The sequence below is a fragment of the Streptomyces sp. NRRL F-5122 genome (assembly GCF_001507435.1).
GTDB classification, from domain to species: Bacteria; Actinomycetota; Actinomycetes; order Streptomycetales; family Streptomycetaceae; genus Streptomyces; species Streptomyces lannensis.
In genome coordinates this window covers 313,981-327,009 of sequence record NZ_LMWH01000116.1, presented here as the reverse complement: position 1 = coordinate 327,009, position 13,029 = coordinate 313,981, and the positions used below count along the sequence as shown (strand labels likewise).

Genomic DNA, 13,029 nt, shown 5'->3' with positions numbered 1-13,029 from the left:
ACCGGGGGCTCACCGAACAGCCCGGCGGGACGGGAGCGCGGGGGCGCCTGTATCGACCGTCGACAGCGGCGTTCCGTCACGCCCACCGGCAGAAGCGGAAAGGGACGCCCGCCGCGTGGACGGCGCCGCGCGCACCCGGGCGGGGCGTAGTGGAGCGGGGGCGCGGAACACGGTTCTGAACGGGACGGACGAGCTCCATGACCGAGCTACCACCGGATCCGAGTCGGCTCCGCGCCATCCTGGCGTACCTGGACGAGCGGGTGGCCGAGAACGAGACGGTCGGCATCTACCTGCGGCTTCAGCAGTCCGCCGTACGCGAGGCGCTCGCCCGTGCGCAGGAACAACGGTCCGCGCGACCGCAGCCACGCGCACAGCGCCGCTCGAGCGCGCCCGCGGCGACGGACAGCACAAAGGGGGCGTCGGGCTTCGCGGTCGAGCGGCAGAAGAGGGCGGTGGGCCCCGAGCCCGCCCGCATTCACACCGCCGACTGCACGAGCGGCGGAGCCAAGCACCCGATCGGCGCCCAGGAGGCTCGGGCGGCGCTGACGGATCCGATGGTCCAGGCGTGCCCCTTCTGCCGTCCGGACGCCGCGCTCGGCATGGACCTCGACTGAGACCGGGCGTCCCGTTCCCCGCGCGCAGGAGCCGTCGGCCCGACCTCTCAGTCCGAGAAGGCCGAGTCCACGTCGAACCAAGTGAGGCCGAGGTCCTCGCCGGTCTCCGGGAGTGCCTGCTCGGCCCAGATCACCTTGCCCTGAGGCGTGTAGCGCGTGCCCCAGCGCTCGACCATCTGCGAGACCAGGAACAGGCCACGCCCTCCCTCGTCGGTCGTCGCGGCATAGCGCAGATGCGGGGAGGTGCTGCTGCCGTCGGCCACCTCGCAGATCAGTGTGCGGTCGCGGATCAGCCGTACATGGATCGGCGCGGAGCCATAGCGGATGGCGTTCGTGATGAGTTCGCTCAGGACGAGTTCCATACCGAAGCCGAGTTCGGACAGGCCCCACTCCTCGAGCTTGTCGGACAGGGCCACGCGCATGCCGGACACGGCGGCCGGGTCGCACGGCACGTCCCAGTCGGCGACCCGGTCGGACGGCAGCGCACGGGTACGGGCGATCAGCAGGGCGACGTCGTCCTTGGGCCGCCCCGTTAGCAGTTCGTCCAGCACGGCCTGGCAGCTGTCCTCGGGCGACCGGTCGGGATGGCCGGCCAGCGCATTGCGCAGCATTTCCATGCCCACGTCCAGATCGCGTCTGCGGTCCTCGATGAGGCCGTCGGTGTAGAGGACGAGCTGGCTGCCTTCCGGCAGCTCCAGTTCGGTCTTCTGGAACGGCATGCCACCCAGGCCGAGCGGCGGCCCGGCCGGCAGGTCGGGAAACGTCACACTTCCGCCGGGAAGGACAAGCGCCGGGCTCACATGTCCCGCGCGCGCCATGCTGCAGTAGCGCGTCACCGGGTCGTAGATCGCGTACAGACAGGTCGCGCCCACCACCCCCGCGGCCTCCGCGCTCGTCTCGTCCTGGTCGATGCGGCCCACCAGATCGTCCATGTGGCCCAGCAGTTCGTCGGGCGGCAGATCGAGCGTGGAGAAGTTGTGCACCGCCGTCCGCAACCGTCCCATCGTCGCCGCGGCGTGCAGGCCGTGGCCGACCACGTCGCCGACGGCCAGCGCCACCCGGCTCCCGGGGAGGGGAATCACGTCGAACCAGTCTCCGCTGACACCCGACTGCGCCGGCAGATAGCGGTATCCGATCTCCAGCGCGCTCTGCTCGGGCAGGGCGCGCGGCAACAGGCTGCGCTGGAGCGTGACCGCCAGGGCGTGCTCGCGGGTGTACCTGCGGGCGTTGTCGATGCTGACCGCCGCACGGGCCACCAGCTCCTCGGCCAGCGACAGCTCCTCGTCGTCGAACGGGAGGTGCCGTTTGGAGCGCCAGAAGTTGGCCATGCCCAGCACCACGCCGCGGGCCCGGATCGGGGCGGTGATGAGGGAGTGGATGCCGTAGTCGATGATCGCCTTGGTGCGCTTGGGGTCCTGCGCGTGCCAGCCCGTGGCGGTCGACAGGTCGGCCACCAGTTCCGAGCGCCCCGAACCCCAGCCGCGCGCCTGGGGCGTCGACGACACGAAGTCGATCAGACGTCCCTTCTCGTAGAGCGGGTGGTCGTTCCGGACGCCGCGCACCGTGGTGCGTCGCAGGTCGGTCGCCGTGGTGGCCGGCTCCTCGCCCTGCAGCACCGCGTCGGCGATGTCGACGGTGACGAAGTCGGCGAAGCGGGGTACCGCGACCTTGGCCAGTTCGTCCGCAGTACGCATCACGTCGAGGGTGGTGCCGATGCTCAGTCCCGCGTCGTACAGCAGCTTGAGCCGCTCACGGGCGACCTCCGCCCTGCCGGACACCGCTTGGAGCTCGGTGGAGTCGCGCAGTGTCACCACGATTCCCTTGGGACCTCCGTCACGGTCCGTGGGCCGCTGGTTGACCGCGAGCAGACGCTCGCCGGCGAAGTGCACCTCGTCTGTGGCCTCCCGGCCGGAGATGAGCAGCGCGACGATCTCGGGGTCGAGGTTCGTCAACTCCGCCACGTGGTGTCCCTCGGCGTCCGCGGGCAGCTCCAGCAGCCGCCGGGCCTCGTCGTTCGCGAGCAGCAGCCGGCCGCCTTCACCGATGATGAGCACCCCTTCGCGTACGGAGTGCAGCACGGCGTCGTGGTGGTCGTACATGCGGGTCATCTCGGCCGGAGCCAGGCTGTGGGTCTGACGGCGCAGCCGCCTGCTCACCAGGGCCGTCACCCCGGTGGCCACGACGAGCGCGGCGGCACCTGCGCCCAGGATGATCGGCAGCTGCCGATCCACCTGGCTGGCCACGTTCTTGACCTTCAGCCCGGCCGAGACGAGGGCCACCACCTTGCCGGAGGTGTCCTTGACGGGAACGGTGGCCTGCACTTCGTCACCGAGGGGACCGTGCACGCTCTCGGTGTAGACCTTCCCGGCCAAGGAGGGGCCGATGTTGCCCACGAACCGCTGTCCGATCCGGCTCGGGATGGGATGGGTGTACCGGATGCCCTTGGTGTCCATCACGACGATGAAGTCGACACCCGATGTCTTGCGTCCCGCCTCGGTGAGCGGCTGGAGCACCGCCGACGGATCGGACGTCCGCAATGCAGGAAGGATGCCCGGGGAATGGGCGAAGGTCTGGGCGACGGCGATCGAGCGGCGCTTGGCCTCGGAGCCGGTGTCCCGCTGGGACTGCAGGACGAGCGCGAAGACGGCGCAGAGGACGAGGAGTATCACCAGCGCCACCTGCATTACGAACATCTGCCCGGCGACACTTCGAGGGCTCTTGCCGGCCAGCGGACGCAAGAATATGCGTCTAAACCGGGCGAGACGGTTCGCCATGGGACATTTCTAGCACCCACATTCCACGGTGGCCATGGCCTGAGGACACGAGTGCGTCACCACGCGCCCCTTCCTGCCTCATGAGCACCGTCAGCACCTTCAATCACACCAGGCACCGGGACATCATCAGCCCCGGCGAACGGGGCCGATCCGGGAAGGGCCCCGCCGTCCCGAAGGAGAGGGCCGGCCCGTCAGGGCACCACCGTCACCGGCCACCGCGCCGCCTTGACGAGACGGACCGCGAGCGAACCGATGAACCGGTGCCCCGCCTTCTCGGAGGCGCCCACGACCACCGCGTCGGCCCGCAGATCGTCCGCGGTCCGCACAAGACCGGAATAGGGGTCGCCGCGGAACGTGTGGAACTCCCAGCGCAGATTGCGGTAGACCTCGCCCAGCCTCTCGGCATCCCGGTGGGCCTGGGCACCGATCTCCTCGGCGACCTCGGCCGAGGCCTGCGCCATGACCCCCACGACACCGGGAGCGGACGAGACCGGAATCGGCTGCACGTACACGAGCGCCAGCAGCGCTCCCTGGCGGCGGGCGAGACCCGCCGCATAGGACGCCGCCCGCCAGGAGGAGTCGGAGCCGTCGACCCCGGCCATGATGACCTTCGGCCCGTCCGTACCGAGCTCGAAAACAGGGTGCTCCCGCTCCGCGTGGTCGGCCGCTCCCCCGCCCTCACCGGGAAGACCGTCACCGCTCGGCAGCCCGGGCGCGCCCTGCTCGTCGTCGGTCACACTCCGAGCGTAACCGGCACGGTTCACCGGAAGTGAGTCCGCCGACCGCACGGTGGGACAGCGTTCAGGGAAGTCGACGACGCCCCTGCCGGCGTGGTTGCCACCCCACTCGGCGGGGCTCCCCTCACCCGTTCGGCACTGCCCGCGTGCGCGAACGAGTCGCTGCGTGTGCACGGCTCCGACGGCTTGCCCCAGGCCGGAACGTGCCGCAGCCCGTGATCACGGTAAGGCACGATGATCGTACCGGTGGTGTCGATGCCCGCAGATCGGCCATCGTGTCGACGATCTTTCTGCCGCTGACCTGACCGGGTTCTTCGGCATGAACTTCACCTACATGACGGACGAGTTGGAGAGCAGGATCGTCTTCTGGGCCCTGGCCGTCGGGTTGCAGGCGGTCGTTCCGCTGATCGCCCTCCATGTGCTGCACCGCACCCGTCTGTGGCGAAGACCGCGTGAAAACGGCCCCGACGACCGGTGACCCGGGTGCGGTCGGCGCGCCGCGGTGCGGACCGGCCGGCGCCCGGGCGCTGAGGACGGCGCCCGGGCATCACCGTCAGTGGCCGGCGTTCTGACCGCCGTCGACGTGGAGGATCTCGCCCGTGACGAACGGGGCGTTCTCGAGGTAGAGGACCGCGTCGACGACGTCGGCCACCTCGCCCATCCGCCCGACCGGATGCATCGCGGCGAGCGTCTCGTGGTACTCCTCCGGGTGCATCGGCGTCTTGATGACGCCGAGAGCGACGGCGTTGCTGCGCACGCCCCGGGTGGCGTACTCGATGGCCAGGGACTTGGTCGCGGACTGCAGCCCACCCTTGGTCAGCGAGGCCAGCACGGACGGCAGGGAGGAGTCCGCCTGGTCGACCAGGCTGGTGGTGATCTGGACGACATGGCCTGCGCCCTGTCGGACCATCGCCTCGACCGCGAGCTGGGTGATACGGAAGAAGCCGCTCAGGTTGATCCCGGTGACCGCGTCGTAGTCCTCCCGCGTGTACTCGGTGAACGGCTTGGCGACGAAGATGCCGGCGTTGTTGACCAGCGTGTCGATACGGCCGAACCGCTCGAGCCCGGCCGCGATGACACGCTCGGCGGTGGCAGGGTCGGCGATGTCGCCCTGGACCGTGACGACGCCCGGGTCCTGGGAGGGTGCGATGGTGCGGGAGGTCGCGACGACGGCGTGGCCGAGCTTGCGGTAGGCGTCGACAAGACCGGCACCGATACCCTGCGATGCCCCCGTGATGACCGCGACCTTCTGACCCGTGGTGTTCATGTCTGTCCTTTCGATCGGGACCGGCCACCAGGCGGTGTCGGTCACCGAACCAAAGTAGACGACCGGTCGACAAAGTTCCAACGACGGAAGCGCCGGCCACGCGTCTGTGCGACCCGTCCGGCCTGCGGTGCGAGGACGCGGCTCACACCAGGGAGGCAAGCGGTCGCAGCGGCAGGGGAAGCGGAAGGCGGCCGGCCGCGGGGCCGGCACAGCGGTCCGCCGGCTCCCTCCGGCGTTCAGGGCCCGGAAAGGAGCAGGTCAACCAGGCGGCACGGCGATGCTCGGAGTAACGTGAAAACAGGCTGGTCGAACGCGGTCGCCCAGGTCGGGCGTCCGCGCGAGGCTGCGGGCCGCAAGGAGCGACGAATGATCCATTCAGCCGATATCCGCGAGTGGCGCAACCGCGACGTGGTCGACCCCAAGGGACAGAAGATCGGAGCCCTGGAAGCGGTCTACGTCGACACGACGACCGACGAACCGGCCATGGTCACCGTCCGTACCGGCCTGCCGACACGGCAGCGGCTGGTCTTCGTCCCCGTCGACGAAGCGGTCGTCGGGCCCGGTTACGTGAAGGTGACACACCCCAAAGGGCTGGTGAAGAAGGCGCCGTCCATGGGCGTGGACGACGTTCTGCCGGTCGAGCGGGAAGCGGAGATCTTCCAGCACTACGACAGGGCCTATGCACCCGGCGCCCACCACGGGCGTCGGCTCGCACGCCGCTGAAACGGCCTGTCCGTCGGCCGGCCCGGATGCGGGTCGGCCGCATTTGGACGCCTGGGCGCACGGGCTGCGCCCGACATTCAAGGCCGTGAGGGGGATGGAGCAACCACCTGGCGCCCGCCGGGGAACGCCAGGGTCGCCCATACGGCGTTTCCCATGGTGAGCGCCGAACGATCCGCCCCCCAGGACTCCGCCATCTCCTGCACGAGCAGCAGACCCCGGCCGCACTCGTCGTCACTGCCCGGCCGGCGCCGCGGCAGGTCACGGCCGGTGAGGTCTTCGTCGTGGACCTCCAGGCGCAGTCTTGTGTCCGAGACCAGTTGGGCCCCGCACAGGATGCGGGTGCTGAGCGTGTGGATGACCGCGTTCGTGACCAGTTCGGACACGAGCAGAACGGCGTCGCCGACGATTTCGGCGGGCAGTCGCCGCGAGGCCAGCCACGCCTCCACGGAGTGCCGGGCGACCCGGACGCTGGACCGGTGCGAGGGGAGTTCCAGCCAGTGCGCCCGGTGAGGACCGGCCGTCTCTAAGAGCTGGGGCGAGGAGGGCGTGTGGGGGGACACGGCGGGCGCCTTCCATACGGGGCGGCAGACGGGGAGGGTGAGCGACGGGCCGGTCCCGAGGAGGTTGTCCTGCGGGCTGCAACTCGAATGCGGATGCGCGCCAACCCCCCTGGATGAAGGGGACGTTGACGAAGAGGTCGGGCTCGCACCAACGAGAGGGCTCACACAAGTAATCATGCTCGCAGGCGAGTTCACGCTGCAACCGCATCCCTGATAATTTCAGGATGACGGTATGGGCCTGGCGGCTTCATCAAGTCGCTGTCAGACTCGTACTGGTGACAGTCCCTCAGGAGGTAGGGCGTGAGCGAGGCTCGTTCGGGTTCCGGCACCAGTGCACCCACCGTTCTGCGCATGATCCTCGGCCGGCGGCTGCAGGACCGGCGGCAGGGCGCAGGGGTGTCGCTGGAGGATGCCGCCAAGGCCTTGCGTGTGAAGTCGCTGACCATCCGCCGTCTGGAGAAGGCGGAGGTCGGTCTCAAGCCGCTGTATGTGGAAAAGCTGCTGGAGACCTACGGGGCCGATCAGCAGGAGATCGACGAGTTCGTCGCCCTCGCCGAACAGGCCAACGAGCCCGGCTGGTGGCACGCGTACCGCGATGTACTGCCCAACTGGTTCACCGCTTACGTGAGCCTGGAGTCCGGCGCGAAGACCCTGCGCACCTATGAGCCCCACTACGTCACGGGGCTGCTCCAGACCCACGGGTACGCACGCGCCGTTCTGCGCGGGGGTTTTCCGAACGAGAACGAAGAGGACCTCCAGCGGCGCGTGGATCTGCGCCTGACCCGCCAGAGGCTGCTCGAGGGCTCGGACGCGCCGACCCTCTGGGTGGTGATGGAGGAGGCCGTGCTCCATCGGGTGGTGGGCGGGGCCGAGGTGATGCGCGAGCAGATCGACCGGCTCCTCGAAGTCTCGGAGCTCGACCACATCAGCCTCGACGTCGTCCCGTTCACCGCGGGTGCCCACGTGGGCGCGTGCGCGCCGTTCACCTATTTCCGGTTCGAGGAGCCGGAACTCCCCGACATCGTCTACAGCGAGATCCTCTCCGCCTCCGTGTACCTGGACCAGCGCTCGGACGTCGTGGCGCATCTGGAGGCGCACAACCGGATGTCCCTGCTGACCTCGTCCGCGGACAGCAAGGCGCTCTTGAACCGCATGCGCAAGGAGTACTCATGAGCACCTTCGACAGCCTTGTCTACAACGGTATGCCCGCGTCGGACCTCGGTGAGCAGGGCTGGGAGTGCCCGTGGAGCGGCCCCAACGGGGGCCAGTGCGTGGAAGCGAAGCAACTGGCCGACGGTCGTGTCGCGGTGCGGCAGTCCACCGATCCGGCCGGCCCCGCGCTGATCTACACACCGCAGGAGATCGCCGCGTTCGTCGCGGGGGTCAAGAAGGGCCTGGCCGACCACCTGGCGGCCGGTTGAACCACCCGATGAGCGGCGAGGATCCCGGCCGGCCCCGGCCTCGACCCGCCCGCACGACCGACACACCACCGAAAGGGAGATGATGACCAACTCGCACGCCGCGCGGGGCATCGACACCAGCAGGCCGCACTCGGCCCGCATGTACGACTACTACCTCGGCGGCAAGGACCACTTCGAGGTCGACAAGCAGGCCGCCGAGACCGTCGCGACCGCCTACCCGGGCATCTTCGTCTGCGCCCGGGAGAACCGGGCCTTCATGCACCGCGCCACGCGTGTCCTGGCCCGGGAGCACGGCATCCGACAGTGGCTGGACATCGGCACGGGCATCCCCACCGAGCCGAACCTGCACCAGGTCGCGCAGTCGGTGGTTCCCGACGCCCGGGTGGTCTACGCGGACAACGACCCGCTCGTCCTCAAGTACGCCGAGCGCCTGATGCGGAGCACCCCGCAGGGCCGCACGACCTACATCGAGGCGGACGCCAACGATCCCGAGACCCTGCTGACCGCACCCGAGTTGGCCGAGGTGCTCGACCTGAACCGTCCGGTGGCCCTGTCGCTGAACGCGCTGATGCACTTCATCACCGACGCACGGGACCCGTACGGGATCGTGGGCCGTCTGCTGGACGTCCTGCCCTCCGGAAGTGCCCTGGCGCTGAGCCACTGCACGCCCGACTTCGATCCGCAGACCTGGGAGAAGGTCACCGCCATCTACACGGGGGCGGGGACACCGGTGCAGTTCCGGGCCCAGAAGGACGTCGCCCGCTTCTTCGACGGACTCGAACTGCTCGACCCGGGCATCGTCGTCGGGCACCGCTGGCGCCCGGAAGCCGGACAGGGGCACACCGCCACGGACGAGCCGCTCACGGACGCCCAGGTCAGCCTGTGGGTCGGAGTCGGCATCAAGCCGTAGCGAGCAGCGTCAGGACGAGATGAACCGGTCGGAAGGGACGTGGCACATGTCGGCGATGAACTCGGTGCGCCCCGGCTCCTGTTCCGGGGCGGCATCGCAGGGCTCCAGGGAGCGATGCGACGTGCGGAAGACCCGAACGGCCGCCGAACTCAAGACCTATCGCGCGTACGTGGCCCATGTGTCGTGCTGCGGGCAGTGCGGGCCGAGGCGCTGCCCCGTCGGCGCCGCACTGTGCCGGGCCTATCTCAAGGAGGTCAACTCGCTCAGGTGAAGCCGGCCCGGCAGCCGGGCCACGGTCCGGTCCTCAGCACGGCTCGCGGCAGTCGTCGACCGGTGGCTCGTGCAAGGGCACTCGGCCGACGCCGGGCGCGGACGGGCCGGTGCGCCCAGACGCAACCGGCACGGGCAGCGGCATCCCGATCGGATGTCTCGGGAGCGGGACCGCACCGGACAGCAGTACTGTCCCCAACTGCCGTACCTTGCTGGCGCGTCCGTGAAACAGGCCCAGGACGATCGCGGCCGCCACGGCAATCAGGTGCTCCCGGCCGGCCAGGTTGGGCTCGGCGATCGACTCCCACACCATCGAACCGCCGGTCAGCGTGAACACGACGGGGGCCCGCCGGACGACGGCGAGGTACGTGAACAGGCCCACGACCGCGGCGGACGGTCCCGTGTCGAGCACCTGGCCCATACGGGGCGGCAGGCCGAACCCGCACCACCCCGGCCCGAGCGCGATCATCACGCGCACCGTCAGCGTTCCGGCGAGCGTGGTCGCGTAGGAGACCAGCAGCGTGCGAGCCCGGCCCAGGACCAGTTCGGCCAGGGCGAAGGCGAGGAACAGCTGGGTGATGCCCGCCCACACCGGTAGGTCGAGGGCCGGCACGTACAGCGACACCGGTGTACGCAGCAGCGCCAGCCACAACGGCAGGTCGGCCGAGACGCCGCCCAGGATCCGCACCGCCGTCACACCCGTGGGCCGTTGGGCGATCGCATGGAAGAAGATCACGCCGAAGCCGGCGACGAAGGCGAGCGACAGACCGGACAATCCACGCCGCAGCAACCGGCGCACCGGATCGACGACGATGCCGTGCCACTCGCCGCGCAGGGTGCGCACGACAAAGCGTGCAAACCGGACCCGTACGGCGACCGGCCGACCGGGCCCGGCATCGTTCGCGGCGGACGGTGATCCGTCGTCAACTGCGCCCGCGGACCCACGCCCGTAACCGGCAGGACCGTGGTGCCACTCCACTCCTTGACGCAATAAATCCCCCCGGCGTCCGTGAAACGCACAATCGTACGGTTCGAAATCCGGACCGGGCAAGACAAAGCAGTGCCGGGCGCACCGCAGGACCGTCGACCGGGCGGGCGCAGCGGTGAGCGGCAGCGACGCGGGGGATCCGCCGCCCTCGCATCGGCCGCGCTCCTTGCTTCCGACCGGGCGCGGTGGGGGATGCTGCACACGATCGCCAGCCGACCAACGCGGAAAGCCGGAGAGCCCATGAGCGTCATCGTCTGGATCACCGAAGGCACCTGGCCCGCCTGTGTGGACTCCGCGGTCACCCGCGCCACGCCGGACGAGGAGATCGTGCTGCTGTACGTCTGCGACGACACGGTCCCCGAGACGGCCCACGGCGCGTTCGCCGGGCTGCTCGGCCGCGGCCATCCCGAACGCGACCCGGGACATCGCATCGAGGTGCTGTCCGAGGCCGCCGCACATGAACTCCTCGACGCCGCCGAACGGCACCTGGGCCGTCCCGCCCGCCAGGTCCTCGTCCGGGGGCGCACGGAACGGAAGGTGGTGGAGGCGGCCACCGGAGCCGACCTGCTGGTCTGCGCACGTGACGGCGATCGCTCCCGGCTCGGACCGCACAGCCTGGGCCCCATGACCCGGTTCGTGGTCGACCACGCCCCCTGCCCCGTTCTGCTGGTGTGGCCGGGGGAGGCCCCACCGACCGAACTGCCGCCGCCTCCCCCGCCGCACGGCCCGGGCCGCCACCACTGACCCCCGGGTGTGGCACGCAGCAGAACATCCGGGGTCCCGCCCGCCATGGTCGGCGGGTGGGGCCCCGGATGCCTCTCCCAGCTGTCGGGTCACGTCGGTGGCCTGCGAGTGTCCGGCCAGGCCTTGCTGTGCGCGCGGGCGCGCCGGTCACGGGTTCCCGTTCTCCCACGTCACTCGGACGACCTGATCACCTGCCGCCCTCGTCGTAGTCGTAGTCGCTGTAGTAGTGATCCTCGCGCTCGACGAGGACGCGCTCACGGACCACCCGGAAGCTGCCCACCACACCGTCCTCGACCTCCACACCGTCCCTGACATGCCGGGGGAAGAGCCCGTTGCTCGAGCTGAACGGGCCGACCGTGGCGATCGGAGCGCCGTCGCCGCAGGTGGCGCCGCTGAACACCTCGACGGTCTCCTTGCTGTCGTTGCGGACGTTCAGGGTCTTGGACCCGAGGCCGCTTACCACCGTGATGCAGCCGTAGGGGACTGCGGCGTAATCACGTTCGTTGACGTGGACCGCCTCGGGGTCGCCGCCGTAGAAGTCCCAGCTGTCGAGTCTCCTGCCGTGGTCGGCGTCGTCGTTGTCACGGCCGTTGCCCTCGCCGTGACCGTTGTTGGCGTAACCGTTGTTTCCCTTGTCGTCGCTCTCCGGAGCCGCGACCGAGGCGGCAGCTGCCTGCTGGGCCGCCGGAGCCGCCTCCGGCTCGGAAGCGACGGAGGCGTACGTGATAACCGTGGCCATCAGGGCCGCGCCGGCCGCGACAGCGGCTGTCACGGCGGTGGAATGCGTTGCCATGTCACTTCTCCTGTCTCAGACACCTCGACTGTGAGCCCATGCGCAAACGAAGGTACCGAGCATGCATATTTCAGTCATGTCGGATATGCGGATGTATGAGAAAGAATACGTTTGGAGTAATCAATGGTGTGACGCTCCATCACCAGTGAGCCCACGTCCGCTCCTGAGTCACCGTCACGCGCGTGGGCCATACGCTGCGACACCGCCGCAAGGCGTGCTCGGTGAGGCGGGCTCACGTCTTCCGGGCGGGCGGGCACGGGGGGGAGCTGCCACCGGACCTCACGCATTCGGGACCGCGAAACAGGTTCTCGAAAGACCGCGTTGAGGTCTTCCTCAAGAGCGCACCGTGCGCTTCGCCGTAGTCACCTCGGCTCCCGCGGAGGGCGAAATCATCACCAGAGCGGAACAATTCGGCTGCACTCGTACGTAGTATCTGTACACCGAGACATTGCACGGCAGTTACGTTGCCGCCACCTGAACACGAGGCCGGAAGCGCGGGCGTGTTCCGCTCGACGCCCGGCAGTCCTCCATCCCGGCCGGTGAACCGAGGAAAGGGTCGACACCATGTCGGAGAGCACCACCACCCGCACGGAACTGACATCGCAGTACACCGCCCAGGTGACCGGTGACCTCGAGCACAACGTCAATGAACAGGACCGCGTCAACGGCGAGATCCAAGCACTGCAGGAGTTGCTGGCCGCACTCCGGCACGACCACTCGATGCTGGTGAACATGCAGCAGGCGCTGGGCGTCTCCCCCGCACCGGAGGGGCCCACGGCCACCGGGAACGGCGCCGCGGTGCCCGCGCCGCGTGAGCAGGAGTCCGCCGAGCCGAGCGCCGGGAAGCGTACGCGCGCCAAGAAGGCCGACGCCGCCTCCGGCCGGGCGCCGGCCAGGAGGCGGGGCGGGAAGGAGCCCGCCGGCAAGGCCCCGGCCACGAAGGCGGCGCAGCCCACACTCGTCGAACTCGTGCGCGGCCATCTGTCCGCACTGGACGAACCGCGTTCCGCGGCCGCAGTGGCCACCGCACTCGGCCAGGCACACCCCGAGCGCGACATCAAGGCGACCGTCGTACGCACCACGCTCGAGGGACTCGTGGCGAAGAACCAGGCCCAGCGCGGAAAGCAGGGCACATCCGTCTTCTACACCACCGCCGACAGGCCCGAACCGGCTGCGACACCCGAAGCCGAGGTTCAGCCGGAACGCAGCGCGTAGGAGAGCGGGACAG

The 13,029-nt window shown here is 69.7% G+C and carries 15 protein-coding genes; 9 read left to right on the top strand and 6 right to left on the bottom strand.

Translation table 11 applies throughout. The annotated features are described in order from the left end of the window. Positions 1-197 precede the first annotated feature (197 nt). Complete coding sequence (locus tag ADL25_RS14505; protein ID WP_059128109.1) at positions 198-614, top strand: DUF6233 domain-containing protein; 417 nt, start codon at positions 198-200, stop codon at positions 612-614. A 47-nt stretch (positions 615-661) separates the two neighbouring features. Here the strand turns inward: ADL25_RS14505 and ADL25_RS14500 are convergent, their stop codons facing one another. Beyond that, a complete protein-coding gene (locus tag ADL25_RS14500) occupies positions 662-3,307 on the bottom strand; it encodes a SpoIIE family protein phosphatase/ATP-binding protein (RefSeq protein ID WP_234380908.1) in 2,646 nt (881 codons plus the stop codon). Between the two features lie 272 nt (positions 3,308-3,579). Next, the gene (locus ADL25_RS14495; RefSeq protein ID WP_079050356.1) at positions 3,580-3,990 is read right to left on the bottom strand and encodes a universal stress protein; all 411 of its coding nucleotides are present in this window, start codon (positions 3,988-3,990) and stop codon (positions 3,580-3,582) included. Between the two features lie 454 nt (positions 3,991-4,444). Between ADL25_RS14495 and ADL25_RS46075 the strand changes: the two genes are divergently transcribed. After that, positions 4,445-4,603: a hypothetical protein gene (locus ADL25_RS46075; protein ID WP_181923234.1), complete on the top strand. Its 159-nt coding sequence runs from the start codon at positions 4,445-4,447 to the stop codon at positions 4,601-4,603. Between the two features lie 75 nt (positions 4,604-4,678). Here ADL25_RS46075 and ADL25_RS14490 read toward each other — a convergent pair whose 3' ends face one another. Continuing rightward, positions 4,679-5,392, bottom strand: coding sequence for an SDR family NAD(P)-dependent oxidoreductase (locus ADL25_RS14490; RefSeq protein WP_059128108.1), 714 nt, complete (start codon positions 5,390-5,392; stop codon positions 4,679-4,681). A 366-nt stretch (positions 5,393-5,758) separates the two neighbouring features. On the opposite strand from ADL25_RS14490, the gene ADL25_RS14485 reads away from it, so the two are divergent. Continuing rightward, positions 5,759-6,115, top strand: coding sequence for a PRC-barrel domain-containing protein (locus tag ADL25_RS14485; protein ID WP_059128107.1), 357 nt, complete (start codon positions 5,759-5,761; stop codon positions 6,113-6,115). A gap of 77 nt (positions 6,116-6,192) precedes the next feature. Here ADL25_RS14485 and ADL25_RS14480 read toward each other — a convergent pair whose 3' ends face one another. Then, the gene (locus ADL25_RS14480) at positions 6,193-6,675 is read right to left on the bottom strand and encodes an ATP-binding protein (RefSeq protein ID WP_059128106.1); all 483 of its coding nucleotides are present in this window, start codon (positions 6,673-6,675) and stop codon (positions 6,193-6,195) included. A gap of 300 nt (positions 6,676-6,975) precedes the next feature. Here ADL25_RS14480 and ADL25_RS14475 point away from each other — a divergent pair, with 300 nt between their 5' ends. The 4 genes from ADL25_RS14475 (at position 6,976) to ADL25_RS48960 (ending at position 9,277) form a co-directional block, all read left to right on the top strand. Beyond that, positions 6,976-7,848: a helix-turn-helix domain-containing protein gene (locus ADL25_RS14475; protein WP_059128105.1), complete on the top strand. Its 873-nt coding sequence runs from the start codon at positions 6,976-6,978 to the stop codon at positions 7,846-7,848. Continuing rightward, positions 7,845-8,096 carry a DUF397 domain-containing protein gene (locus tag ADL25_RS14470; RefSeq protein WP_059128104.1) on the top strand — a complete coding sequence of 84 codons (252 nt, stop codon included), beginning with the start codon at positions 7,845-7,847 and terminating at the stop codon, positions 8,094-8,096. Before ADL25_RS14475 ends, ADL25_RS14470 begins: the two co-directional genes overlap by 4 nt. Positions 8,097-8,178: 82 nt before the next feature. Then, positions 8,179-9,006, top strand: a complete 828-nt coding sequence (locus ADL25_RS14465) for an SAM-dependent methyltransferase (RefSeq protein ID WP_059128206.1) — start codon at positions 8,179-8,181, stop codon at positions 9,004-9,006. A 121-nt stretch (positions 9,007-9,127) separates the two neighbouring features. Further along, positions 9,128-9,277: a hypothetical protein gene (locus ADL25_RS48960; RefSeq protein ID WP_159044925.1), complete on the top strand. Its 150-nt coding sequence runs from the start codon at positions 9,128-9,130 to the stop codon at positions 9,275-9,277. 33 nt (positions 9,278-9,310) lie between these two features. Here ADL25_RS48960 and ADL25_RS14455 read toward each other — a convergent pair whose 3' ends face one another. Then, positions 9,311-10,120, bottom strand: coding sequence for a hypothetical protein (locus tag ADL25_RS14455; RefSeq protein WP_234380907.1), 810 nt, complete (start codon positions 10,118-10,120; stop codon positions 9,311-9,313). A 384-nt stretch (positions 10,121-10,504) separates the two neighbouring features. On the opposite strand from ADL25_RS14455, the gene ADL25_RS14450 reads away from it, so the two are divergent. Continuing rightward, complete coding sequence (locus ADL25_RS14450) at positions 10,505-11,008, top strand: universal stress protein (protein WP_059128102.1); 504 nt, start codon at positions 10,505-10,507, stop codon at positions 11,006-11,008. A 187-nt stretch (positions 11,009-11,195) separates the two neighbouring features. Here the strand turns inward: ADL25_RS14450 and ADL25_RS14445 are convergent, their stop codons facing one another. Next, positions 11,196-11,801 carry a hypothetical protein gene (locus ADL25_RS14445; protein ID WP_063805634.1) on the bottom strand — a complete coding sequence of 202 codons (606 nt, stop codon included), beginning with the start codon at positions 11,799-11,801 and terminating at the stop codon, positions 11,196-11,198. A 564-nt stretch (positions 11,802-12,365) separates the two neighbouring features. On the opposite strand from ADL25_RS14445, the gene ADL25_RS14440 reads away from it, so the two are divergent. Then, on the top strand, positions 12,366-13,016 hold the full coding sequence (locus ADL25_RS14440) for a hypothetical protein (RefSeq protein ID WP_059128101.1): 651 nt from the start codon (positions 12,366-12,368) through the stop codon (positions 13,014-13,016). Positions 13,017-13,029 lie beyond the last annotated feature (13 nt).